22 protein-coding genes and 1 riboswitch are annotated in these 22393 nt (G+C 71.1%); of the genes, 7 read left to right on the forward strand and 15 right to left on the reverse strand.

Annotated elements, in window-relative coordinates; all coding sequences use genetic code 11:
• Positions 1-3 precede the first annotated feature (3 nt).
• The 4 genes from ACIGXO_RS08305 to ACIGXO_RS08320 all read left to right on the forward strand — a co-directional run bounded on the left by ACIGXO_RS08305 (position 4) and on the right by ACIGXO_RS08320 (position 4032).
• Positions 4-477 (forward strand): Lrp/AsnC family transcriptional regulator, encoded by a 474-nt coding sequence (locus ACIGXO_RS08305; RefSeq protein ID WP_037801321.1) that lies wholly within the window; start codon positions 4-6, stop codon positions 475-477.
• Positions 478-479: 2 nt separating this feature from the next.
• The gene (locus ACIGXO_RS08310) at positions 480-1841 is read left to right on the forward strand and encodes an aspartate aminotransferase family protein (RefSeq protein WP_030266507.1); all 1362 of its coding nucleotides are present in this window, start codon (positions 480-482) and stop codon (positions 1839-1841) included.
• A gap of 305 nt (positions 1842-2146) precedes the next feature.
• Positions 2147-2884 (forward strand): ABC transporter ATP-binding protein, encoded by a 738-nt coding sequence (locus ACIGXO_RS08315; protein ID WP_399782186.1) that lies wholly within the window; start codon positions 2147-2149, stop codon positions 2882-2884.
• Positions 2866-4032 carry a hypothetical protein gene (locus ACIGXO_RS08320; protein ID WP_399782189.1) on the forward strand — a complete coding sequence of 389 codons (1167 nt, stop codon included), beginning with the start codon at positions 2866-2868 and terminating at the stop codon, positions 4030-4032. Before ACIGXO_RS08315 ends, ACIGXO_RS08320 begins: the two co-directional genes overlap by 19 nt.
• 22 nt (positions 4033-4054) lie before the next feature.
• Here the strand turns inward: ACIGXO_RS08320 and ACIGXO_RS08325 are convergent, their stop codons facing one another.
• The 4 genes from ACIGXO_RS08325 to rlmN all read right to left on the reverse strand — a co-directional run bounded on the left by ACIGXO_RS08325 (position 4055) and on the right by rlmN (position 9229).
• Positions 4055-5107 carry an ABC transporter ATP-binding protein gene (locus ACIGXO_RS08325; protein ID WP_399782192.1) on the reverse strand — a complete coding sequence of 351 codons (1053 nt, stop codon included), beginning with the start codon at positions 5105-5107 and terminating at the stop codon, positions 4055-4057.
• On the reverse strand, positions 5108-6832 hold the full coding sequence (locus ACIGXO_RS08330) for an ABC transporter permease (protein ID WP_399782195.1): 1725 nt from the start codon (positions 6830-6832) through the stop codon (positions 5108-5110).
• Positions 6808-7884, reverse strand: coding sequence for a thiamine ABC transporter substrate binding subunit (locus ACIGXO_RS08335; RefSeq protein WP_399782198.1), 1077 nt, complete (start codon positions 7882-7884; stop codon positions 6808-6810). Before ACIGXO_RS08335 ends, ACIGXO_RS08330 begins: the two co-directional genes overlap by 25 nt.
• Positions 7885-7971: 87 nt before the next feature.
• A riboswitch (TPP riboswitch) is annotated at positions 7972-8091 on the reverse strand.
• 31 nt (positions 8092-8122) lie between these two features.
• Complete coding sequence (gene rlmN / locus ACIGXO_RS08340; RefSeq protein WP_030266522.1) at positions 8123-9229, reverse strand: 23S rRNA (adenine(2503)-C(2))-methyltransferase RlmN; 1107 nt, start codon at positions 9227-9229, stop codon at positions 8123-8125.
• A 196-nt stretch (positions 9230-9425) separates the two neighbouring features.
• Here rlmN and ACIGXO_RS08345 point away from each other — a divergent pair, with 196 nt between their 5' ends.
• The gene (locus tag ACIGXO_RS08345; RefSeq protein WP_399782201.1) at positions 9426-9674 is read left to right on the forward strand and encodes an SCO4226 family nickel-binding protein; all 249 of its coding nucleotides are present in this window, start codon (positions 9426-9428) and stop codon (positions 9672-9674) included.
• A gap of 96 nt (positions 9675-9770) precedes the next feature.
• Here ACIGXO_RS08345 and ACIGXO_RS08350 read toward each other — a convergent pair whose 3' ends face one another.
• From ACIGXO_RS08350 to rpsB, 5 genes are all read right to left on the reverse strand, one after another.
• A complete protein-coding gene (locus ACIGXO_RS08350; protein WP_399782203.1) occupies positions 9771-10928 on the reverse strand; it encodes a phosphatidate cytidylyltransferase in 1158 nt (385 codons plus the stop codon).
• Positions 10928-11485, reverse strand: a complete 558-nt coding sequence (frr, locus tag ACIGXO_RS08355; protein WP_363257817.1) for a ribosome recycling factor — start codon at positions 11483-11485, stop codon at positions 10928-10930. The genes ACIGXO_RS08350 and frr overlap by 1 nt, the downstream gene beginning before the upstream one ends.
• Positions 11486-11713: 228 nt before the next feature.
• Complete coding sequence (pyrH, locus tag ACIGXO_RS08360; protein WP_399782207.1) at positions 11714-12487, reverse strand: UMP kinase; 774 nt, start codon at positions 12485-12487, stop codon at positions 11714-11716.
• A gap of 207 nt (positions 12488-12694) precedes the next feature.
• Positions 12695-13531 carry a translation elongation factor Ts gene (tsf, locus tag ACIGXO_RS08365; RefSeq protein WP_399782210.1) on the reverse strand — a complete coding sequence of 279 codons (837 nt, stop codon included), beginning with the start codon at positions 13529-13531 and terminating at the stop codon, positions 12695-12697.
• 102 nt (positions 13532-13633) lie between these two features.
• A complete protein-coding gene (rpsB, locus tag ACIGXO_RS08370; protein ID WP_031067001.1) occupies positions 13634-14524 on the reverse strand; it encodes a 30S ribosomal protein S2 in 891 nt (296 codons plus the stop codon).
• 443 nt (positions 14525-14967) lie between these two features.
• Between rpsB and ACIGXO_RS08375 the strand changes: the two genes are divergently transcribed.
• Entirely contained in the window at positions 14968-15246 is a 279-nt protein-coding gene (locus ACIGXO_RS08375; RefSeq protein ID WP_399782213.1) for a hypothetical protein, read from the forward strand.
• 410 nt (positions 15247-15656) lie between these two features.
• On the forward strand, positions 15657-16175 hold the full coding sequence (locus ACIGXO_RS08380; RefSeq protein WP_399782216.1) for a peptidoglycan DD-metalloendopeptidase family protein: 519 nt from the start codon (positions 15657-15659) through the stop codon (positions 16173-16175).
• A 532-nt stretch (positions 16176-16707) separates the two neighbouring features.
• On the opposite strand, the gene ACIGXO_RS08385 is transcribed toward ACIGXO_RS08380, so the two are convergent.
• From ACIGXO_RS08385 to ACIGXO_RS08410, 6 genes are all read right to left on the reverse strand, one after another.
• Positions 16708-17247 carry a TetR/AcrR family transcriptional regulator gene (locus ACIGXO_RS08385; RefSeq protein ID WP_399783779.1) on the reverse strand — a complete coding sequence of 180 codons (540 nt, stop codon included), beginning with the start codon at positions 17245-17247 and terminating at the stop codon, positions 16708-16710.
• A 110-nt stretch (positions 17248-17357) separates the two neighbouring features.
• Positions 17358-18194 (reverse strand): RNA polymerase sigma factor WhiG, encoded by an 837-nt coding sequence (gene whiG, locus ACIGXO_RS08390; protein WP_223732959.1) that lies wholly within the window; start codon positions 18192-18194, stop codon positions 17358-17360.
• 260 nt (positions 18195-18454) lie between these two features.
• Complete coding sequence (gene dprA, locus ACIGXO_RS08395; RefSeq protein WP_399782220.1) at positions 18455-19771, reverse strand: DNA-processing protein DprA; 1317 nt, start codon at positions 19769-19771, stop codon at positions 18455-18457.
• Positions 19768-21378, reverse strand: a complete 1611-nt coding sequence (locus tag ACIGXO_RS08400; RefSeq protein ID WP_399782223.1) for a YifB family Mg chelatase-like AAA ATPase — start codon at positions 21376-21378, stop codon at positions 19768-19770. Before ACIGXO_RS08400 ends, dprA begins: the two co-directional genes overlap by 4 nt.
• On the reverse strand, positions 21378-21719 hold the full coding sequence (locus ACIGXO_RS08405; protein ID WP_399783782.1) for a YraN family protein: 342 nt from the start codon (positions 21717-21719) through the stop codon (positions 21378-21380). Before ACIGXO_RS08405 ends, ACIGXO_RS08400 begins: the two co-directional genes overlap by 1 nt.
• A gap of 359 nt (positions 21720-22078) precedes the next feature.
• A complete protein-coding gene (locus tag ACIGXO_RS08410; protein ID WP_003993268.1) occupies positions 22079-22387 on the reverse strand; it encodes a DUF2469 domain-containing protein in 309 nt (102 codons plus the stop codon).
• Between the last annotated feature and the right edge of the window lie 6 nt (positions 22388-22393).

The following is a 22393-nucleotide window of genomic DNA, read 5'->3' on the forward strand; positions in this document are numbered from 1 at the left end:
GACGTGGCCACTCGTGACAGAAACGGCACTCCGTCGATCGACTCCGTCTCCCTGGCGATCATTGAGCAGCTCCAGGAGGACGGGCGCCGTCCGTACGCCGCGATCGGCAAGGCCGTGGGCCTGTCCGAGGCGGCCGTACGGCAACGCGTACAGAAGTTGCTCGACCAGGGTGTGATGCAGATCGTCGCCGTCACCGACCCCCTCACGGTCGGTTTCCGGCGGCAGGCAATGGTCGGAATCAACGTCGAGGGCGACGTCGATCCCGTGGCAGAGGCCCTCACGGGCATGTCCGAGGTCGAGTACTGCGTCGTCACCGCCGGTTCCTTCGATCTGCTCATCGAAGTCGTCTGCGAGGACGACGACCACCTCCTGGACGTGATCAACAAGCGCGTCCGCACGCTGCCCGGCGTGCGCTCCACCGAGAGCTTCGTCTACATGAAGCTGAAGAAGCAGACCTACACCTGGGGAACGCGATAACCATGAGCGCCGACCTTTCCAAGACGGCGTACGACCACCTGTGGATGCATTTCACCCGCATGTCGTCGTACGAGAACGCCCCCGTGCCCACGATCGTGCGCGGCGAGGGCACCAACATCTACGACGACAAGGGCAAGCGCTACATCGACGGCCTCGCGGGCCTCTTCGTGGTCAACGCGGGCCACGGCCGGGTCGAGCTGGCCGAGACCGCGTACAAGCAGGCCCAGGAGCTCGCCTTCTTCCCGGTGTGGTCCTACGCACACCCCAAGGCCGTCGAGCTCTCCGAGCGCCTGGCGAACTACGCCCCGGGCGACCTGAACAAGGTCTTCTTCACCACCGGCGGCGGCGAGGCGGTCGAGACCGCCTGGAAGCTCGCCAAGCAGTACTTCAAGCTCACCGGCAAGCCGATGAAGCACAAGGTCATATCCCGCGCGGTGGCCTACCACGGCACCCCGCAGGGCGCCCTGTCCATCACCGGCCTGCCCGGCCTCAAGGCCCCCTTCGAGCCGCTGGTCCCCGGCGCGCACAAGGTGCCGAACACCAACATCTACCGCGCCCCGATCCACGGCGACGACCCCGAGGCGTTCGGCCGCTGGGCCGCCGACCAGATCGAGCAGCAGATCCTCTTCGAGGGCCCGGAGACCGTCGCCGCGGTCTTCCTGGAGCCGGTGCAGAACGCCGGCGGCTGCTTCCCGCCGCCGCCCGGGTACTTCCAGCGCGTCCGCGAGATCTGCGACCAGTACGACGTGCTGCTCGTCTCCGACGAGGTCATCTGCGCGTTCGGCCGCCTCGGCACGATGTTCGCGTGCGACAAGTTCGGCTACGTCCCGGACATGATCACCTGCGCCAAGGGCATGACCTCGGGCTACTCCCCGATCGGCGCGTGCATCATCTCCGACCGCCTGGCGGAGCCGTTCTACAAGGGTGACAACACCTTCCTGCACGGCTACACCTTCGGCGGCCACCCGGTCTCCTCGGCCGTGGCGCTGGCGAACTTCGACATCTTCGAGCGCGAGGGCCTGAACAAGCACGTCCTCGAGAACGAGTCGAACTTCCTCTCCACGCTGCAGAAGCTGCACGACCTGCCGATCGTCGGCGACGTCCGCGGCAACGGCTTCTTCTACGGCATCGAGCTCGTCAAGGACAAGGTCACCAAGGAGTCGTTCAACGACGAGGAGACCGAGCGCGTCCTGTACGGCTTCCTCTCCAAGGCGCTGTACGACGCCGGCCTGTACTGCCGTGCCGACGACCGCGGCGACCCGGTCATCCAGCTGGCCCCGCCGCTGATCGCCGACCAGACCGTGTTCGACGAGATCGAGCAGATCCTGCGCGGCGTCCTCACGGAGGCGTGGGCCAAGCTCTGATCCGCGGTACCGAGCTGTCCCTCCGGCCCTCACCGGGGGGATCGGGCGGAGCGGAGCCACGGACTCCGCTCCGCCCGGCGCGCTCAGCGGCCCGTGACGGGGTTCCGCGCAGGGGTCCCGAATAACGGAAGAAACGGCGGCCGAGGTCACTCATATCAAGCCATATGAGTGAACCTCGGCCGTCTTCCGTGCTGACCGGTGAATGGCGGGACCCGGCAGTACCTACCGTGCTTGTGACCGATACCCTCCATGGTCGTTCACCCGGTCAGGGGAACGAAGGACGCGAGCGAGCACGAGGTGCGCAGATGGTGGCCCCGCCCGACAACGACGTTCTATGGGCTCGCGGACTGCACCACGCCCACGGTCAGAGCCCCGCACTCACCGGCATCTCCCTCGGTGTGCGCGAGGGCGAGATCCTTGCCGTCACCGGTCCGCGCGGCTGCGGCAAGACCACGCTCCTGAAATGCCTCTCCGGGCAGCTCGTCCCGGACAGCGGCGAGGTCTGGTTCAACAGTCATCCGGTCCACACCCTCTCCGCGACCAGCCGCGAACGGCTCCGGCTGGACCGCTTCGGCTGGATCGGCACCGAACCGCGGCTGGTCCCCGAGCTGACCGCCCGGGAGAACGCCGCGCTGCCCCTCCTGGTGCGCGGCGACGGCCGCCGGGCCGCGATGCAGGCCGCCACCGAGTGGCTGGAGCGGCTGGACGTGGCGGACTGCGCCAAGCGGCGGCCCGCGGCCCTGGACCGGGCGCAGCAGCAGCGCGTGGCCGTCGCCCGGGCGCTGACCACGACCCCGCAGGTGCTCTTCGCCGACGAGCCGACCGCGCCGCTGCACCGCGCGGACGCCGCCCAGGTGCTCCGTACGATCGTCAACGCCGCCCGCAGCCACGCCCTCAGCGTGGTGCTGGCCACCCAGGAAGCGGAGGCGACCACGCTCGCCGACCGCACGATCGCCCTGCTGGACGGCCGGCGGGCCAGCGCCGCGCAGGCCGAGGGCCCCGCCGAGACGGAAGGCAGGGAAGAGTGCTCGCTCTCCGTCTAGCCCGGGGCGCACGCCCGGCGGTGCAGCTGCGCCGCCTGCTGGTCGTCGCGGCGGCGGCCGGCACGGCCTTCCTGCTGCTGGCCACGCTCGGCCACGCCGTCGACGCGCCGCGTGGCGAGGCCGTCGGCTCCGCGCTGCGGCTGGCCTGGTGCCTGGTGCCGCTGGCCGCCACGGTCCAGTTCGCCGTCGCGGTGGCCCGCACGGATCCGGCCGCCCGGCTGCGCGAGGGCATGTCGGCCGCCGGCCTCGGCCCGGTCCGGCTCACCCTGACCGCCGCCGCCTCGACCGCCCTCGCCTGCCTCCTGGGCAGTGCGCTCGGCCTGCTGGTCTTCCTGCGGCTCCGCGGCGGCCTGGGCGGTACGCCGATCGGCCCGGCGGAGCTGCTGGGCCGCGGCCCGCTGCCGTACGCGGCGGTGGCCGTGCTGCTCGCGGCCGTCCCCGTGGTGGCCGCCGTCGCGACCGCCATGGCGCTGCGCCCCGGGCGGAACGAGCCGTCCGAGCCGTGCGCCGACGCCCCGCCCCGTACGGACACCGCCACGCCCGCGGGACTCCCCTGGGGCATCGCGCTCGCCGCCGCCGGGCTCGCCCTGGAGGTCTACGCGGCGGGCCACACCGGCCCCGGCGCCCGGCTGCTGCCGCTGCCGGGACGGCTGGTCACCGGCGAGGCGGGCGTGCTGGTCGGCTGGCTGCTCTCGGCGGCGGGCCTGGTGCTGGCGGCGCCCGGGCTGGTCCACGCGAGCGGGCGGGTACTGGGCACGGGCCGGGCCGGCGCGGCACGGCTGCTGGCCGGCCGGGTGCTCCAGGAGGAGTCCCGCCGGGTGGGCCGCCCGCTGGGCATCCTGATGGCGGCCGCTTCGGGCACCTACGCGGCGTACACCCTGTACGGCCACGGCGCCCCCGGCTCGCTCGGCCCGCTCTCCGCGCTCGGCGGCGGCCTGGTACTGGCCTGTACCGCGCTCAGCGTGCCGGCCGCGGTCAGCGAGTCCCGCACGGCCCGCGCCGCGACGACGGACGCCCTCCGCCGCCTCGGCGCCCCGGCCGGCCTCCTCCACCGCGCCGCCGCCCTGCGCGCGTGCGTCCTGGTCGTCGTGCTGACGGCGGTCACGGGTGGGGTGGCGCACCTGGCGGCGGGACCGCTGGCGGGCTGAGGTCTCCTCCGGCCCGCGCGGGTCAGTCGCCTACGGGCAGGACCACCACGTCCCCCGCGACGAACGCCGCGCCGACCTTCTCGCCCACCTCCGGCGCGGCCGCGAGCGCGCAGGCCGCGTCCAGTTCGGGACCGGCCGCCGGGCGCAGCCGCAGGGAGACGTGCGTACCGCGGAAGGTGCGGGCCGCGACCGTGCAGGGCAGGCCCTCGCGGGCCGGCACCAGGCGGACCCCGGCCGGGCGGACGAGCAGCCGGCAGGCGCCCTCCGCCGTGCCGTCCGGGACCGGCACCTTGCCCCACGGGGTGTCCGCCGACTCGCCGGTGACCGTGGCCGGCACGACGTTGTCGAAGCCGAGGAAGCGGGCGACGAACTCGTCGGCGGGGCGCTGCCAGACCTCCAGCGGCGTACCGGTCTGCGCGATCCGCCCGTCGCGCATGACGACGACCCGGTCGGCGAGCGCGAACGCCTCGCCCTGGTCGTGCGTCACCGCCAGTACGGTCGTCCCCAACTCGCCGAAGAGCCGCCGCAGTTCGACCACCAGGCGCTCGCGCAGCCCCCGGTCGAGCTGGCCGAGCGGCTCGTCCAGCATCAGCAGCCGGGGGCTGGGCGCCAGTGCCCTGGCCAGCGCGACGCGCTGCTGCTCGCCGCCGGAGAGCGAGCCGACGGCCCGGCGCTGGGCGCCCGGCAGGCCCACCAGGTCGAGCAGTTCGGCGACCTTCCGGTCCCGCTCGGCCCGCGCGGTGCCGCGCATCCGCAGCCCGAAGGCGACGTTGCCCGCCACGTCGCGCTGCGGGAAGAGCTGGTGGTCCTGGAACATCAGGCCGACACCCCGCCGGTGGGTGGGCACGGTACGCAGGTTCCGGCCATCCAGTACGACCTCGCCCGCGTCGGCCTGCTGCAGTCCGGCGATCACCCGCAGCAGCGTCGACTTGCCGCTGCCGCTGGGCCCGAGGACGCAGACCGTCTCGTGCTCGGCGACGTCGAGGTCCACCGTGTCCAGCGCGGTGTGCGCCCCGAAGCGCACACCGAGCCCCGCCAGGCGCAGGAGAGGGCCGTCAGTCCGGTTGTCGGTCACCTAGAACTCTCCCGTCCGGTCGGTGCGTACCCGTTCCAGCGCCAGCAGCGCCCCCGCGCACACCACCATCAGAATCGTCGACAGGGCCATCGCCTGCCCGTAGTTGAGCTCCCCCGCGCGGCCCAGCAGCCGCGCGACGGCCACCGGGAGCGTGGGCTGGTCCGGGCGCGCGATGAACACCGTCGCGCCGAACTCGCCGAGCGAGACGGCGAACGCGAAGCCGGCCGCGATCAGCAGCGCCCGCCGCACCAGCGGCAGATCGACCTCGCGCCACACCTGCCAGGGCGTGGCCCCCAGTACGGCAGCGGCCTCCCGCAGCCGCCCGTCCACCGCGCGCAGCACCGGCAGCATGGTCCGTACGACGAACGGCACGCCCACCAGGGCCTGCGCGAGCGGCACCAGCCACCACGAGGCGCGCAGGTCCAGCGGCGGCTCGTCGAGGCTGATCAGGAAGCCGAAGCCGACGGTCACGGCGGAGACGCCGAGCGGCAGCATGAGCAGCGCGTCGAAGCCGCGTACGAGCCGGCCGCCGCGCCTCGTCAGCGCGGCCGCCGCCAGCCCGCCGACGACGACCGCGATGGCGGTGGCGGCCACCGCGTACGCGAGCGAGTTCCACAGGGCGGTCAGCGGCGGCACGGTGAACGTCGAGTCGGCGCTCGCCGCGGCCTGCAGCGCGCGGTAGAAGACCAGGCCGTGGCCGTCGGGCCCGGCGAAGGACCGCTCGACGAGCACGGCGAGCGGCAGCACGAGCAGTACGGTGATCACCGCGAAGGTGCTCGCCAGGAGTGCCCACTGCCCGGCGCCGCGCGGCCTGCGCGCCGTACGGGACGCGTCGACCAGCTTCAGCGCGCTCTCGCGCCGCCGTACCGTCCAGGCGTGCAGCGCGAGCAGCCCGAGGACGGCGGCGAACTGCACGAGGGTGAGCACCGCCGCGGTCGGCAGGTCCAGGAAGTCGGCGGTCTGCCGGTAGATCTCCACTTCGAGGGTGGCGAAGCGCGGCCCCCCGAGGATCTGCACGATCCCGAAGGAGGTGAAGGTGAAGAGGAAGACCATCAGCGCGGCGGCAGCCACCGCGGGCGCCAGCGCGGGCAGCGTCACCCGCCGCCAGGCCGCGAACCGTCCGGCCCCGAGGACGCGCGCGGCCTCCTCCTGGCGCGGGTCCAGCGCGCTCCAGAGCCCGCCCACGGTGCGGACGACCACCGCGTAGTTGAAGAAGACGTGCGCGAGCAGGATCGCCCAGACCGAGGTGTCCAGCCGTACGCCCCACAGGTCGTCGAGCAGGCCGCCGCGGCCGACGAGGGCCAGGAAGGCGGAGCCGACGACGACGGTGGGCAGCACGAACGGGACGGTGACGACCGCCCGCAGCAGCCTCTTTCCGGGGAATTCGAAACGCGCGAAGACGTACGCGCCGGGGAGCGCGATCAGCAGCGTGAGCGCCGTGGATGCCGCCGCCTGCCAGAGGGTGAACCACAGGACGTGCAGCAGATCCGGATCGCCGACGACCTCGCCGATCCGACCGAGCTGCCAGCTGCCGCCCGCCCGCAGGCCGCGGCCGACGATCGCCGCGACGGGGTAGGCGAAGAACAGCGCGAAGAAGGCGAGCGGCAGGGCCATGAGCCCGAGCCGGGCCGCCGTGGCCCGGCGGCCCGGGCGGGGCGCGTCGCCGCCCCGCACCGGCCCGCCGCCGGGCTCCGCTCGGTCTACTTCAGGACGAGCGAGGACCACTGCTTGATCCACTGTTCACGGTTGGCCGCGATCTCCGCCGGCGCCACCGTCTTCGGGTCGTCGATCGTCTGCCCGTACTTGGTGAACAGCTCGGGCAGCTTCGCGTCCTTGACCGCCGGGTTCACGAACATCTGCAGCGGCATGTCCTCCTGGAACTTCTTGCTGATCAGGAAGTCCAGCAGCGCCTTGCCGCCCTTCTCGTTCGCGGCGCCCTTCAGCAGCCCGGCGAACTCGGTCTGCCGGAAGCAGGTGCCGGTCGCGACGCCGGTGGGCGCCTCCTTGGGGGCCGGCTTCTTCGCCATGACCTCGGCGGGCGGGCTGGAGGCGTACGAGACGACCAGCGGCTTGTCGCCCTTGCTGCCGGCCGCGCCCGAGAACCGCTCGTAGTACGCCTGCTCCCAGCCGTCGACGACCTCGACGCCGTTGGCCTTGAGCTTCTTCCAGTAGTCCTGCCAACCCCCCTTGCCGTACTGGGCGATGGTGCCGAGCTGGAAGGCGAGACCCGGCGAAGAGGTCGCGGAGTTCTCCGTGACCAGCAGGTTCTTGTACTGCGGCTTGAGCAGGTCCGCGAAGTTCTTCGGCGGCGCGATCCTGTGCTTCGCGAAGTACGCCTTGTCGTAGTTGACGCAGGTGTCGCCGTAGTCGACCGGCGTGACGCGGTGCTTCGCCTTGTCCAGCTGCAGCTTCTCGTCCACGCCCGCCAGGCCCTTGGCCTTGTACGGCGTGAACAGGTCCGCGTCCAGGCCGCGCGAGAGCAGCGTGTTGTCGATGCCCCAGAAGACGTCGCCCTGCGGGTTGTCCTTGGTCAGGATCGCCTGGTTGACGGCCTTGCCCGCGTCGCCGCCCTTGACGAGCTGGACCTTGTAGCCGCTCTCCTTCTCGAACTCCTTCAGTACGGACTTCGAGGCCGCGAACGAGTCGTGGCTGACGAGCTTGACGGTCTTGGCGTCCGCCGCCTTGTCGCCGCCGGAGCCGCCGCAGGCGGCGAGCGTCAGGGCGCCCAGCGTCACCGCGAGGCCGAGCGCTGCGGTTCTTCTTCTGCCGGTGGTCACCGTTCTTCAGTCCTCCTGGCTGGCCAGGAAGAGACGCGGCCCTGCCCGCGGCGGCCGGCACGACCGGCGCCGCGGGCAGGGCGCAACAGCATGAGGAGACCGAACTTCCTACCCGGAATGACCCGGGCGAGGTTCAAGGGTCTGCGGCGGCGTCGTCACGACGGCCTGCCGCACTCTCAGCGCTGTGGCGCTCCCCTGTCGGATGGTGTCTGTGTGGAGATGTTCGAACGTTACGGTATCAGCGCTCGGACGCCGCGAGCTGGCCGCAGGCCCCGTCGATCTCCTGGCCGCGGGTGTCCCGCACGGTCACCGGCACGCCGTGCGCCGCGATCGCCTCGACGAACGCCTTCTCGTCCTCGGGCCGCGAGGCGGTCCACTTCGAGCCGGGCGTGGGGTTCAGCGGAATCAGGTTCACATGCACCCGCTTCCCCTTGAGCAGCTTCCCGAGCAGGTCCCCGCGCCACGCCTGGTCGTTGATGTCCCTGATCAGCGCGTACTCGATGGAGATCCGGCGCCCGGACTTCTCCGCGTACGTCCAGGCCGCGTCCAGTACCTCGCGCACCTTCCACCGCGTGTTCACCGGCACGAGCGTGTCCCGCAGCTCGTCGTCCGGCGCGTGCAGCGAAACCGCCAGCCGGCACTTGAAGCCCTCGTCGGCGAAGCGCAGCATCGCCGGCACCAGCCCCACCGTGGACACGGTGATCCCCCGCTGCGACAGCCCCAGCCCGTCCGGCTCGGGGTCCGTCAGCCGCCGGATCGCCCCCGTGACCCGGTTGTAGTTCGCGAGCGGCTCGCCCATGCCCATAAAAACGATGTTCGACAGCCGCGCCGGCCCACCAGGAATCTCGCCATCCCGGAGCGCCCGCATCCCATCAACAATCTGATGGACGATCTCGGCGGTCGACAGGTTCCGGTCCAGCCCCGCCTGCCCCGTCGCACAAAACGGGCAGTTCATCCCGCAGCCGGCCTGCGAGGAGATGCACATGGTCACCCGGTCCGGGTACCGCATGAGCACCGACTCGACCAGCGTCCCGTCGAACAGCTTCCACAGCGTCTTACGGGTCTGGTCGTCGTCGCACGAGATGTGCCGCACCACGCTCATCAGCTCCGGCAGCATCTCGGCCGCCAGCTTCTCCCGCGCCGCGGCCGGAATGTCCGTCCACTGCTCCGGGTCGTGCGCGTACCGCGCGAAGTAGTGCTGCGAGAGCTGCTTGGCGCGGAACGGCTTCTCACCGATCGCCGCCACGGCCTCCTTGCGCTCGGCAGGCGAAAGATCGGCAAGATGCCGCGGCGGCTTCTTGGCCCCGCGCGGCGCGACAAAAGTAAGTTCTCCAGGTGCAGGCATGGTCCATCCAGTGTGGCAGATCATCGGGCGCTGCCCTGCGGAGAGCGGGGTGGGGGCCGTCACCTCGCCAGCTGCGGCCATGGGCCGTCCGGTCGCCGCCGCGGTCCTACGGGCAGACGATGGAGGGGACGGAGCTGGCAAGCGCGCTCGGCGGCGTCGCCGTCGGGGCGCGCACGTCGGAAGGAGGCGCACCACCATGCCCCAGTTCATGGATGTCCACCACGAGATGAAGGGCATCACGGCCGACCAGCTGAAGCAGGCCCACCAGGCCGACCTCGCCATTGAGAAGGACGAGGGCGTCCACTTCGAGAAGGCATGGGCGGACCCGCAGTCCGGCACGGTCTACTGCCTCTCCGAGGCGCCCTCGGCCGACGCGGTCCAGCGCGTCCACGAACGCGCCGGCCACCGGGCCGACGAGGTCCACCCGGTCCCGCTCACCGTGTAGTGCGGCCGCGGGCCGACAGGTGCCCACGCGAGGGCCCGCCGTCCTGCTGCAGGACGGCGGGCCCTCGAGAAGCGCGGGTGGCGGCGTAAGGGCTGGTCAGCCGGTGCCTACGAAGATCACGAACAGGAGCCACACCACCGGCGCCGTCGGCAGCAGCGAATCCAGCCGGTCCATGATCCCGCCGTGGCCGGGCAGGAGCGTGCCCATGTCCTTGATTCCGAGGTCGCGCTTGATCATGGACTCGCCGAGGTCGCCGAGGGTGGCGCTGGCGGCGACCGCAAGGCCCAGGAGCAGGCCCTGCCACCACGCGCCGTTCTCGATGAGGAACTCCATGCACAGCGCGCCCGCCGTCATGGCGAAGGTCACCGCGCCGACCAGGCCCTCGCGGGTCTTGCCGGGGCTGATGCGGGGGGCGAGCTTGTGCTTGCCGAAGCGCCAGCCGACGGCGTACGCGCCGGTGTCGCTGACGACCGTGAGCAGCAGGAAGGTGAGGACCCGGTACGGACCGTCCGCGTCCGCCGCGAGCATCAGGGCGACGAAGGTCGCGAGGAACGGCACGTAGAACGCCGCGAAGACGCCGGCCGTGACGTCCCGGAGGTAATGGTCGGGAGCCTCGGTCATCCGCCAGACCAGGACGGCGAGCGCGGTGAGCGCCATCGCCACCCAGGCGCCCTCGGCCCCGCGTACGTACCCGGCGACCACCATGGCCGTACCGCCTACCGCCAGCGGTACGAGCGGTACGCGGATGTCCTTGCGCTCCGCGAGGCGGGAGGTCAGCTCCCACAGCCCGACGACCACGGCGACCGCGATGACGCCCACGAAGACGGGCTTGTAGACGAACAGCGAGAGCACAATGACCGCGCCGAGGCCAATGCCCACCCCTATGGCGGCCCGCAGATTGCGGCCCGCGCTCTTCTTCGCCGGCTTGTCCGAAGAGGGGCTGTCGTCCGGTGCCGGCGGGGATGTGGGCATGGGTTCCTGGGGGTGGTCATCGCGGAAGAGGGGGCCACTCAGCCGAGCGGCCCCCCGATCGTCCCGGTGGTCGTCCTGGTCTCCGCCTGCGTCGGGCACGGTGGGCATGGGCCGAGTCTGCGCTGCCGCGGCCCGGTCGTGCACGGGACCCGCCGACGGGGCCGGGGGCCCCTCCCAGCCGTAGCCGGGGGTCGGTCCCGCGCCGGCTGCCCATGGGCCGGCGCCGGGTGGGGTCCCGCCCGCCGAGGGCGAGGGCCGGGCCCCCCAGGATGACTCGTTCATCACACCTCGAGCAGCTCGGATTCCTTGTGCTTGAGCAGCTCGTCCACCTGCGCGACGTACTTCGCGGTGGTGTCGTCGAGCTCCTTCTCGGCGCGGCGCACCTCGTCCTCGCCGGACTCCTTGTCCTTGACGAGCTTGTCGAGGGTCTCCTTGGCCTTGCGGCGGACGCTCCGGATGGAGATCTTGGCGTCCTCGGCCTTGTTCTTGGCGACCTTGATGAACTCCTTGCGGCGCTCTTCGGTGAGCTCGGGGAAGTTCACGCGAATGATGTTGCCGTCGTTGCTCGGGTTGACGCCGAGGTCGGAGTCGCGGATGGCCTGCTCGATGTTGCGCAGCGCGCTCTTGTCGAACGGGGTCACCACGGCCATCCGCGGCTCGGGCACCGAGAACGACGCCAGCTGGTTGATCGGCGTCAAGGCACCGTAGTACTCCGCCACGATCTTGTTGAACATCGCCGGGTGCGCACGCCCGGTGCGGATCGCGGCGAAGTCCTCCTTGGCGACCACGACGGCCTTCTCCATCTTCTCCTCGGCCTCGAGGAGGGTCTCTTCGATCACCACTTGCTCCTGGTCTTAATCGTAAGAAGCAGAGCCTCGCCCCTGCGCGCGTCTTCTCCTGCACGGTGTCCGACCGGCAGGCGGTTGTCCATCCCCGTGCCGTGCTCTTCCCACGGCCGGGAGTTGCCGCGCGTACGGGGATACCGTCCGCACGGCGCGTACGGACGTGCTCTCCGTACGGCCGTACGAACACGTGCTGCCCGTACGGATCCGCGGCGGTGCGGGCCGTCAGGCCCGGGTGCCCTGATCGCTGACGAGCGTGCCGATCTTCTCACCCTTCACGGCGCGCGCGATATTGCCCTCTGCGAGCAGCTCGAAGACGAGGATCGGGAGCTTGTTGTCGCGGCACAGCGTGATGGCGGTGGCATCGGCGACCTTCAGGTCGCGGGTGATGACCTCGCCGTACTCGAGCGCGTCGAACTTCACCGCGTCGGGGTTCTTCTTGGGGTCGGAGTCGTAGACGCCGTCGACCCCGTTCTTGCCCATGAGCATGGCCTGGGCGTCGATCTCCAGGGCGCGCTGGGCCGCGGTGGTGTCGGTGGAGAAGTACGGCATGCCCATGCCCGCACCGAAGATGACGACGCGGTCCTTCTCCAGGTGACGGATGGCGCGCAGCGGGATGTACGGCTCGGCGACCTGGCCCATGGTGATGGCGGTCTGCACGCGGCAGTCGATGCCCTCCTTCTCCAGGAAGTCCTGGAGGGCCAGGCAGTTCATGACCGTGCCGAGCATGCCCATGTAGTCGCTGCGGGCCCGGTCCATGCCACGCTGCTGCAGCTCGGCGCCGCGGAAGAAGTTGCCGCCGCCGATCACGATGGCGATCTCGTAGCCCTCGCGGACCACAGCGGCGATCTCACGGGCCATGGCGTGCACGACATCGGGGTCGACACCCAGTCCCCCGCCGCCGGCGAACGCCTCCCCTGAAAGCTTCAGCAGGAAGCGCCCCTTCCCCTTTTTGCGGGTTTCGGGGGCTTTGTCCGCGCCGTCGGCACCGTGATTCATTGCGCTCTCCTCGTGCACATACGAAGAAGGCCATTGCCGGGGGTCTGGTCAGATCCCTGTACGGCAATGGCCTCCTCGTCACATCTGCGGTCGGCCGGTGAGCGGCCGACTGCGTACGACCCTAGCGGGGCCGCGGGTCATTCGCTGCCCTGCGACAGGCCCTCGGTCCCGAAGGCCGTGGCCCGACGGCAGGGCTTCGGCTCAAGCTCAGATGCCGACCTTGATGCGCGCGAAGCGCTTCAGGGTGACACCGGCCTCCTGGAGGACCTTCTCGACGGACTTCTTGTTGTCGAGCGCGTACGGCTGGCCGAGCAGCGTCGCGTCCTTGAAGAAGCCGTTGAGGCGACCCTCGACGATCTTCGGCAGGGCAGCCTCGGGCTTGCCCTCCGCACGCGTGGTCTCCTCGGCGACGCGGCGCTCGGCCTCGACGACCTCGGCCGGGACGTCCTCGCGGGACAGGTACTTCGGCGCGAAGGCGGCGATGTGCTGCGCGATGCCCTTGGCGACCTCGGCGTTCTCCTTGTCGAGCTCGACGAGGACGCCGATCTGCGGGGGCAGGTCGGGCATGGTGCGGTGCATGTACGCCAGCACGAAGCCGTCGGTGAACTGCGCGAAGCGGTCCAGGACGATCTTCTCGCCGAGGTTGGCGTTGGCCTCGTCGACGAACGCCTGGACGGTCTTGCCGGCCTCGATCTCGGAGGCGAGCAGCGCCTGGATGTCGGCGGGCTGCGTCTTGGCGACGTGCGCGGCGATCTCGTTGGCGACGGCCTGGAACTTGTCACCCTTGGCGACGAAGTCCGTCTCGCACTTCAGCTCGACGATGACGCCGGAGGTGTTGTCGTCGGCGATCAGGGAGACCACGGCGCCGTTCTCGGCGGAGCGGCCCTCGCGCTTGGCGACGCCCTTCTGGCCCTTGATACGCAGGGCCTCGACGGCCTTGTCGACGTTGCCGTCGGCCTCGTCCAGCGCCTTCTTGCAGTCCATCATGCCGGCGCCGGTGAGCTCACGGAGCTTCTTGACGTCAGCGGCGGTGTAGTTCGCCATGATCTGTTGAGTCTCTTCTCGAAAGTCGAAAGATCTACGGGTGGACGGCGGGGGCGGTGCTTGTGGCACCGGCCCCCGCCGTCATCATCCGATGCTGAGGTGTCAGGCCTGCTCGGCCGGCTTCTCGGCCTCGGCCTCGGCGGCGGGGGCCTCGGCAGCGGCGGGCTCCTCGGCCGGCTTCTCCTCGGCCTTGGCCTCGTCGGCCTTGGGCTCCTCGGCCTTCTTCTCGCCCTCGAGCAGGTCACGCTCCCACTCGGCCAGCGGCTCGCCGGCGGCCTTCTCGCCCTTGGCCTCGGCACCACCGGAGCGGGCGATGAGGCCCTCGGCGACGGCGTCGGCGATCACGCGGGTGAGCAGGGTGACGGAGCGGATCGCGTCGTCGTTGCCCGGGATCTTGTAGTCGACCTCGTCGGGGTCGCAGTTGGTGTCGAGGATGGCGACGACCGGGATGTTGAGCTTCCGGGCCTCACCGACCGCGATGTGCTCCTTCTTGGTGTCCACGATCCAGACGGCGCTGGGCACCTTCTGCATCTCGCGGATACCGCCGAGGGTCTTCTCCAGCTTGGCCTTCTCGCGCGAGAGCACGAGAAGCTCCTTCTTGGTGAGACCGGAGGCCGCGACGTCCTCGAAGTCGATCTGCTCGAGCTCCTTGAGGCGCTGCAGACGCTTGTAGACGGTCGAGAAGTTGGTCAGCATGCCGCCGAGCCAGCGCTGGTTCACGTAGGGCATGCCCACGCGGGTCGCCTGCTCCGCGATGGCCTCCTGGGCCTGCTTCTTGGTGCCGACGAACATGACGGAGCCGCCGTGCGCGACGGTCTCCTTGACGAACTCGTAGGCGCGGTCGATGTACGACAGCGACTGGAGCAGGTCGATGATGTAGATGCCGTTGCGCTCGGTGAAGATGAAGCGCTTCATCTTCGGGTTCCAGCGGCGGGTCTGGTGCCCGAAGTGGACGCCGCTCTCCAGCAGCTCCCGCATCGTGACGACGGCCATGGCCGTTCTCCTCGTGTTTCTCGGTTCCACCGCGGCCGGGCGGCCGCTGTGCCTGACGCCCCTGCGCGCCTGCCTGAACCGACTCCGGTGGTGTACCGGGAACCTGCCAGGACCGAGGGACGCGGCCACCGTGGTGCAGCGCACTACCGCTGTGCTTCTGACGAAGCACGGGGAGTCACGCGCCGGTGGCGGGGCGTGCGAAGTCGACCCGGTCACCCGGATCGCCACAAGAAGTGTACGGGACCGCCGAACCGCCTAGCGACATGCTGCGGGCGGGGGGAGGTTCGGGGGTGGGGAGGGCGGGGGCGGGGAGGTTCGGGCGCGGGAGGGCGAGGAGCTTCGGTGGCGGGGAGGGCGGGGAAGTTCAGAGGCGGGGAGGGCGAGGAGGTTCGGTGGCAGGGAGGGCGGGGACGGTGCCGGCTGGGCTGACTTCACTCACACGCGTGACGGTGTTGTCCACAGCCGCGAGGCCGTCCACAGCTTCCGACCAAGATCCCCTGGATCTGCCGTGGTCCGCCATCGTCATGCCATGCATCTCTCGCACCGCCTGCGGCTCTCTCGACTCCGGCTTCCCCGGCTCCGGGGTGCCCGATTCCGGCTTGCCCGGCTCCGGCTTTTCCGGCTCCGGCTTTTCCGACTTCGGCTTGCCCGGCTTCGGCTTGCCCGGCTTTGGCTTCCGCGGCTCTCTGATCGACCGCCGTCCTCGCCTCGCGCTTCCCTGAGCTCGGCCACCATCCTGAACATGGCCACTGTCGTGAGCATGGCCGCTGTCCTGAGCATGGTCGCTTGCGCGCTCGGCTGCATGATCGGATGCGTGCTCCTGCTCGGCCCGACGGTCTTCACTCCGCTCTCCCCCGGAACGGACAACAACAGCGAGAGCAACACCCTGACCGCAAGGGGCACCTCCCTCTCCCTTCACCTCACACCCGTCGCGCGCACCCGCCCCCTTCCCGATCCCGAAGACGCGTCATCGGGAACCCGCTCGGACACGCATTCCGGCCCTGGTCCGAGCCCACCAGCAGGGACTTCCGAGACCCGGGCATGGCCGGTGACCGGGTCAACCGGCGCGCGTCCGGCCATCGCACGCCCCTGGTTGCCTCCACCCACCCCCTGGGCGGCCGGTCACCGCGGCGTGGACCTCGTCTCTCGGGCCGGAGCGACCGTACGAGCCGCCGCCCCCGGCCGCGTCGCTTTCGCGGGCAAGGTCGCCGATCGGGGCGTCCTCTCCATCGAACTGCCCGCCTCCGGCCGACCACCACTGCGCATCACGTACGAGCCGGTACGCCCCACGGTCCGCAAGGGTGATCACGTCAGAGCAGGCCAGCCGGTCGCCGTCCTCCAGCCGGGCCCGTATCACTGCGACACCCCCTGTCTCCACTGGGGCCTACGCCACGGCCGCACCTACCTGGACCCGCTCTCCCTCCTCCCGCCATCCCTGCTCGCCCCGACCTCGCCCCGCCTGCTCCCGGTCTTCCACATCCCCAAGCCCACCCCACCCCCAGCCCACAACGCGGAGAAACCGCCCCTCTCCCCCACAGCGACCGACACCCCCACCCTGGCGACAGCCACAGCCCTCACAGCCATAGCCGCCTGGTCCCACTCCCGCCTCCGAGCCCAGCACTCCCGACGGGCTCCCAACGCGGCGCGATAAGTGCCGCACCGGTTGCCGAGGTAGCGGTACAGCCCGAAGTACCTGGGCGTCCCTGGACATCCGGTGGTGACACCGCCGGGCCGTTAGGGCGCCAAATCCTGGTCACCGAGGTCACCGAGGTCACCGGGGTCACCGGGGTCACCGGGGTCACCGGGATGAGGGCACCAGACGGCCGGGACGCAGGGTCGCCGGACGGCCGGGGCGCCGGGGCGGGGACGGGGCGAGACGCCTGGGCACCGGGCGACGAGACGCGGGGTGCCGGATGGCCGGGACGCGGGGACGCCGGACGGCCGGGACCCAGGGGGCGAGGCGCCGGGAAGCGGGGACGCGGGGCGGCCTGGAGGCGGGACCGACGCGGAGCGAGGCCCCCAGGCGCGTGTGCGGAGAGGCCGGGACGCCAGGAGGCGGGGCGGCCGGGCGGCGGGGCCCGCGCGGGGCGAGGCCCAGGCGCGTGTGTGGGGAGGCAGACAGGCGTGTCTGTTTTGGGAGGTGGTGGTGGAGGGTGGGCGGGGGGGGGAGGGGAGAGAAGGGGTCAGCCGCGGACGCCGTGGAGGGTCATCGCGACCGCCGCCTCCGTGATCTCCGTCGGATCCTCCGCCGCGCCCAGTTCGATGCGCCGGACCGCCGCGTCGACGACGCCCTGGAGGAGCATCGCGGCCAGCCTCGGCTGCTTGTGGCCCAGGGCGCCCAGTGCCTCGACGATCATGGCGATCAGGCCGCCGTGCGCGGCGCGGATCTTCTCGCGGGCGCCGGCGTCCAGCTCACCCGCCGAGATCGCGACGACCGCGCGGTGCCGGCGGTCGCCGACGAGGGCGAGCTGCTGCCGTACGTACGCCTCGATCTTGTCCTCGGGCGTCTCGACGCGCTCCATCGCGGCCTCGACCTCCGCGGCCCATACCGGGAAGTCGACCGCGCACAGCTCTTCGACGACGGCGGCGCGGGAGCGGAAGTACTCGTACACGGAGGACCGGGCGAGGCCGGTGCGCTCGGCGAGGGCGGGGAAGGACAGCGCGTCCGTACCGCCTTCGGACAGCAGAGTACGAGCAGCGTCCAACAGGGCGTCGCGCTGCATGGTCCGGTGCTCGGCCACGGAGGCCGCTCGAATCCTGGGCACGTCACCACTGTACGGATGCGGTCCGGGCGGCGGCACTCCGCGGCACGGGGTAACGCCATCGGTGGAGCTCAGCGGCCCACATCGGCGAGCTTGGCGCGCAGCTGGAGGACGGACTTGGTGTGGATCTGGCTGACCCGGCTCTCGGTGACGCCGAGGACGTTGCCGATCTCGGCGAGAGTGAGCCCTTCGTAGTAGTAGAGCGTGACGACGGTCTTCTCGCGTTCGGGGAGCGTGTTGATGGCGCGGGCGAGCAGTCGCCGCAGTTCGCGGTCCTCGGCGATCTCGACCGGGTTCTCGGCCGCGGTGTCCTCGAGCGTGTCCATCAGGCTCAGCCGGTCGCCGCCCTCGCCGCCGGCGTGCAGCAGCTCTTCCAGGGCGACGACGTTGGCCAGGGACAACTGGCTGAAGACGGTGTGCAGTTCCTCGAGCGCGATGCCCATCTCCGCGGCCACCTCGGCCTCGGAAGGAGTGCGGCGCAGCTGGGCTTCGAGCGTGGCGTACGCACGCTCGACCGCTCGCGCCTTCTGGCGGACCGAGCGGGGGATCCAGTCCAGGGCCCGCAGTTCGTCGATCATCGCGCCGCGGATGCGGGTGATCGCGTACGTCTCGAACTTGATGGACCGTTCCGGCTCGAACTTCTCGATGGCGTCGATCAGTCCGAACACGCCCGAGGAGACGAAGTCCGCCTGTTCGACGTTGGGCGGCAGACCGACGCTGACGCGCCCCGCGACGTATTTGACCAGCGGTGAATAGTGCAGGATCAGCTGCTCCCGCAGGCGTTCGTCACCCGTCGCCTTGTAGGAGCGCCAGAGCTCCTCTAGCGAGGTGGGCGCTGCCGGGCGCACGCTGCCGCGGGCGGCGGGAGGTACCGCCGCGCGGTCAGACCCGGAAGTGTGCTGGGGCATTCGTCGCCTTGAGCCGTTCTGCCGAGACGCTGGTGAAGAGGTGCGTGAGGGTCGTGTGGTCCGTGGAGGGCGGATGCCTTGCGAGCGTAGCGTGACTACGGTGTCGCAGTGTGCGATCGCAGCGTGTTCGTGCGTGCGCAGATTCGTCCGGTAGCCCGCACCCTCGGATGACGACGGGAGCCTGCGCGGCCGTCCGCACGAAACTCGCAAAGATGCACCCTGCGGTCATTCCCCTCACCCTTTCACCCGTTCGCCCCAGGTCAAGGACCGCCTCGCCGGTAACCTCCTGCCGAATGGGCACTAGGAAGCAACTCCCAGCGAGTACCGCATCTTTGAACGAATCCGAGCGCCTGTAGTTCGAAGAGCTTCGCTTGGGTCGTTTCCAGGGCGGTACCGGAGTCACGGGCGATCTTTGAGGCGTCGGTCGCACCCCTCAACGGCAGGGCTTCGAGCAGGCGGGTGGCCACCGGGTCCAGCAGATCGCGAGCCAGGACCGGGCCGCGAGGGACGGGGGCAAGATCACCCATGCTGCCCACCAGTTCGACCACCTCGGCCGCGTTGGCGACCAGTACGGCCTCGCCCCGCAGCAGTTGATGGACACCGGCCGACAAGCCGCTGGTGACCGGGCCGGGAACACCCATCGTGAACCGCCCCAGCTCGGCGGCGCGGCGGGCGGTGGCCAGTGATCCGCTGCGCAGCGCGGCCTCGACGACGACCGTTCCCCGGGTGAGGGCGGCGATCACGCGGTTGCGCTGGATGAACCGACTCGGGGTCGGATGGGCACCGGGCGGCAACTCCGCGATGATCAAGCCCTGTTCGGCGATGCGCCCGATCAGCTCGGTGTGTCCACTGGGGTAGATGTGATCGACGCCGGAGGCCAGGACCGCCGCGGTCGGACCGCCGGCCGCCAGCGTCCCCCTGTGCGCGGCGCCGTCCACGCCGTACGCGGCACCGGACACCACCGTCCAGCCGCGTTCGGCGAGACCTGCGCCCAAGGTCCCCGCCACATGTGCACCGTACTCCGTACAGGCTCGGGCGCCCACGAGGGCGACGGAGCGCAGGGCCCACAGGCGCAGGTTCGCCCTGCCGCGCACCCACAGTCCGACCGGGCGGGCGTCCCCCAGGTCGTCCAGCTGCTGGGGCCATTCCTCGTCGCCGGGGCAGACGAAGCGGGCGTCGAGTGCGGTGGCGGCGGCGAGGTCGGCCTCGGGTGACACCGCCTCGGCACGTAACCGCAGGCCCGCGATCTTCGCCTCGCCGGCCCCTTCGGGTGGGTCACCGTCTCCCAGGAGGGAACGCCAGAGCGCCACCGGGCCCATCCGCCGCAGCCATGCACCGGCCACCTCGTCGCCCGGTTCGAGGACACGAGTGAGGGCGGCTCGGGCCAGCCGATGGGCTTCCCGGTCGGGGCGGGCCTCCCTTCCTTCGGTGGAGCCACGGTCTTGTCGTGCGGGCAGGTGACCAGCTTGTCGTGTGGGCAAGTGACCGGCTTGTCGTCCGGGCAGGTGACCGGCTTGTCGCACGGGCAGGCAACAGGGTGCGCCTTCAAGATCGGACGAGTCTTCACGAGAGGTCATGTCCGGCTCACCGCCAGCGGAACGCCGCGGCGGACACCGGTACGCAGCTCCAGGGCCCAGTCGACGTCCTCGGCCGTCGGACGGTCGCGGCCCGCGAGGTCTGCCGCGGTCCAGGCGACGCGCAGCACGCGGTCCAGGCCGCGGGCGGTGAGCAGGCCGTTCTCCAGGTCGCGCTCGGCCTGGAGAAGTGCACCGGGGGCCACGGTCCAGCGAGTGCGCAGTTCATGGCCGGGGACTTCGTTGTTCGTCTGCCAGGGGCTGCCGGCGAAGCGGTGAGCTGCGCGTTCCCTGGCGGCGCGGATGCGGTCGGCGGTATCGGCGGTGGATTCGCCACGGGCACCGGCGACCAGTTCGCTGCGGGCGACCGGTTCGACGGCGATCCGCAGGTCGATCCGGTCCATGAGCGGCCCGGAGAGCCGGGCGCGGTAGCGGGTGATCGAGGACGGGCGGCACTCGCAGCCGCCGGCGGTGGTGCCGTGGCGTCCGCAGGGGCAGGGGTTGGCGGCCAGTACGAGCAGGAAGGCGGCCGGGAGCCGCATCATTCCGGCGGCGCGGGCGACCACGACGTGCCCGGACTCCAAGGGTTGGCGCAGGGCGTCGAGCACCTTGGCGTTGCATTCGGCGGCTTCGTCGATGAACAGGACGCCTCGATGGGCGAGGGACACCGCGCCGGGCCGGGGCAGTCCGCTGCCGCCGCCGACGAGCGAGGCCATGGTGGCGGAGTGGTGCGGTGCGCAGTACGGCGGGCGGCTCACCAGGGGCTGGCCGGGCGGGAGCATGCCCGCCACCGAGTGCACCGCGGTGACCTCCAGTGATTCCTTGGACGACAGGGGCGGCAGCAGGCCGGGCAGCCGTTCGGCGAGCATGGTCTTGCCCGCTCCCGGTGGTCCCTTGAGGAAGATGTGGTGCCGTCCGGCGGCGGCCACCTCCAGTGCGCGGCGGGCGCCGTGCTGGCCCGCGACCTCGGCCATGTCCGGCGGGCGGGCGTCGGGAGGCAGTCCGGCGCAGGAGCCCGCGCCCGGTACGACCAGCCCGGCGAGCAGCGGGTCCGGGCGCCCCGGCTCGTCGCCCTCGTCCTCCTCCTCGGGAACAGGCCCGTCGGTGAGCACGGCGATGAGCTGACGCAGGCTGCGCACGCCCAGGACGGAGACTCCCGGGACGAGCGATGCCTCGGCAGCGGTCCGCTCGGGGACCACCACCTGGCGGTACCCCGCGTCGGCGGCCGCCAGGACCGCCGGCAGCACGCCTCGCACCGGTCGTACCCGGCCGTCCAGACCCAGCTCGCCGATCATGACGAGGTCGGTGAGCTCGCGTGGATCGATGAGCTCGGCGGCGCCGAGGACGGCGCAGGCGACGGCCAGGTCGAAGCCGCTGCCGCCTTTGGGGACGGAGGCCGGGCTGAGGCCCACGGTCAGCTTCTTCTGCGGCCACTCGGAGCCGGAGTTGACCACGGCGGCACACACCCGGTCACGCGATTCGATGAGGCTCTTGTCGGGGAGGCCGACGAGGGTGAAGGCCGCGACGCCTGGTTCGAGGTCGGCCTGCACCTCGACGACCACGCCTTCGACGCCGACCAGCGCGACCGAGCACGTACGGGCGAATCCCATCAGGTCACCCCCCGTACGTGGGACACGACGGGCGCGCCGCGGGCGGGGAGCTGGACGCCGATCACATCGATGCGGACGCCGCCAGGTGGCGGGCCTCCGTGCGCCGCGGTCCAGTGCTCGGCGAGGAGTCCCAGACGGCGTGCCTTCGTGGGCGTGATCGCCGCCATGGGGTGTTCGTACGGGCCTGCGCGTCTGGTCTTGACCTCGCAGACGACGAACGCGTCGGCGTCGGCGGCGACGATGTCGATCTCTCCGAGACGGCAGCGCCAGTTCCGGTCGAGGATGCGCATACCGTGGGCGGTCAGCCACCGGGCGGCGAGGTCTTCGCCGTACCGTCCCAGTCCGGAGCGGCGGCAGCCGCCACGGCTACGGCCGCCGGGGCTGCCCCGGTCTCGCGGGCGCTTGCGTCGTGTCTTCGCCGAGTCGGCCGCCCGTGTCGTTGCCGAGTCGGCCGCTCGCGGCGGGCGGGGGCCCGACCGGGCTCGTACGGGCTCTGCTGCACCGCTGCCGACCGCGGCGTTTCCTGCTGTGGCGTTCATCCGGCACCACCTCCGGCACCGACTGTGACGCTCCTGTCGCCAAGTATTGGATCTTGGTGGACAACTCAGCGGTTGTGCATAACGCCGTCACCCCTGGGGGTGAAATGAGCGCGCCGCGGGGCGGCGGAACGTTCGTTCGCCGATCACGAGGAAACGGTCACTCAGCCGCTCGGCAGCTCGAGGTCGCTCTTGTTCAGCTCCTCGATGTTCACGTCCTTGAAGGTCAGCACGCGGACCTGCTTCACGAACCTGGCCGGGCGGTACATGTCCCACACCCAGGCATCCGCCATGGAGACTTCGAAAAAGACCTCACCCTGGACGGAGTGCACCTGCATCTCGTAGTCGTTGGTGAGGTAGAACCGGCGCTCGGTCTCGATCACGTACTTGAACAGTCCGACGACATCTCGGTACTCCCGGTAGAGCTTCAGCTCCATCTCGGTCTCGTACTTCTCGAGGTCCTCGGCGCTCATGGCAGA

Source organism: Streptomyces sp. NPDC053542 (genome assembly GCF_044544685.1).
GTDB lineage: Bacteria > Actinomycetota > Actinomycetes > Streptomycetales > Streptomycetaceae > Streptomyces.

What these genes read in the sequence shown, in the direction of transcription:
- ACIGXO_RS08310 (WP_030266507.1), top strand. Translation starts at nt 480, where the DNA reads ATGAGCGCCGACCTTTCCAAGACGGCGTACGACCACCTGTGGATGCAT.
- ACIGXO_RS08315 (WP_399782186.1), top strand. Translation starts at nt 2,147, where the DNA reads ATGGTGGCCCCGCCCGACAACGACGTTCTATGGGCTCGCGGACTGCAC.
- rlmN (WP_030266522.1), bottom strand. Translation starts at nt 9,229, where the DNA reads ATGCCTGCACCTGGAGAACTTACTTTTGTCGCGCCGCGCGGGGCCAAG.
- ACIGXO_RS08345 (WP_399782201.1), top strand. Translation starts at nt 9,426, where the DNA reads ATGCCCCAGTTCATGGATGTCCACCACGAGATGAAGGGCATCACGGCC.
- ACIGXO_RS08350 (WP_399782203.1), bottom strand. Translation starts at nt 10,928, where the DNA reads ATGAACGAGTCATCCTGGGGGGCCCGGCCCTCGCCCTCGGCGGGCGGG.
- pyrH (WP_399782207.1), bottom strand. Translation starts at nt 12,487, where the DNA reads ATGAATCACGGTGCCGACGGCGCGGACAAAGCCCCCGAAACCCGCAAA.
- tsf (WP_399782210.1), bottom strand. Translation starts at nt 13,531, where the DNA reads ATGGCGAACTACACCGCCGCTGACGTCAAGAAGCTCCGTGAGCTCACC.
- rpsB (WP_031067001.1), bottom strand. Translation starts at nt 14,524, where the DNA reads ATGGCCGTCGTCACGATGCGGGAGCTGCTGGAGAGCGGCGTCCACTTC.
- ACIGXO_RS08385 (WP_399783779.1), bottom strand. Translation starts at nt 17,247, where the DNA reads ATGCAGCGCGACGCCCTGTTGGACGCTGCTCGTACTCTGCTGTCCGAA.
- whiG (WP_223732959.1), bottom strand. Translation starts at nt 18,194, where the DNA reads ATGCCCCAGCACACTTCCGGGTCTGACCGCGCGGCGGTACCTCCCGCC.
- dprA (WP_399782220.1), bottom strand. Translation starts at nt 19,771, where the DNA reads ATGACCTCTCGTGAAGACTCGTCCGATCTTGAAGGCGCACCCTGTTGC.
- ACIGXO_RS08400 (WP_399782223.1), bottom strand. Translation starts at nt 21,378, where the DNA reads ATGGGATTCGCCCGTACGTGCTCGGTCGCGCTGGTCGGCGTCGAAGGC.
- ACIGXO_RS08410 (WP_003993268.1), bottom strand. Translation starts at nt 22,387, where the DNA reads ATGAGCGCCGAGGACCTCGAGAAGTACGAGACCGAGATGGAGCTGAAG.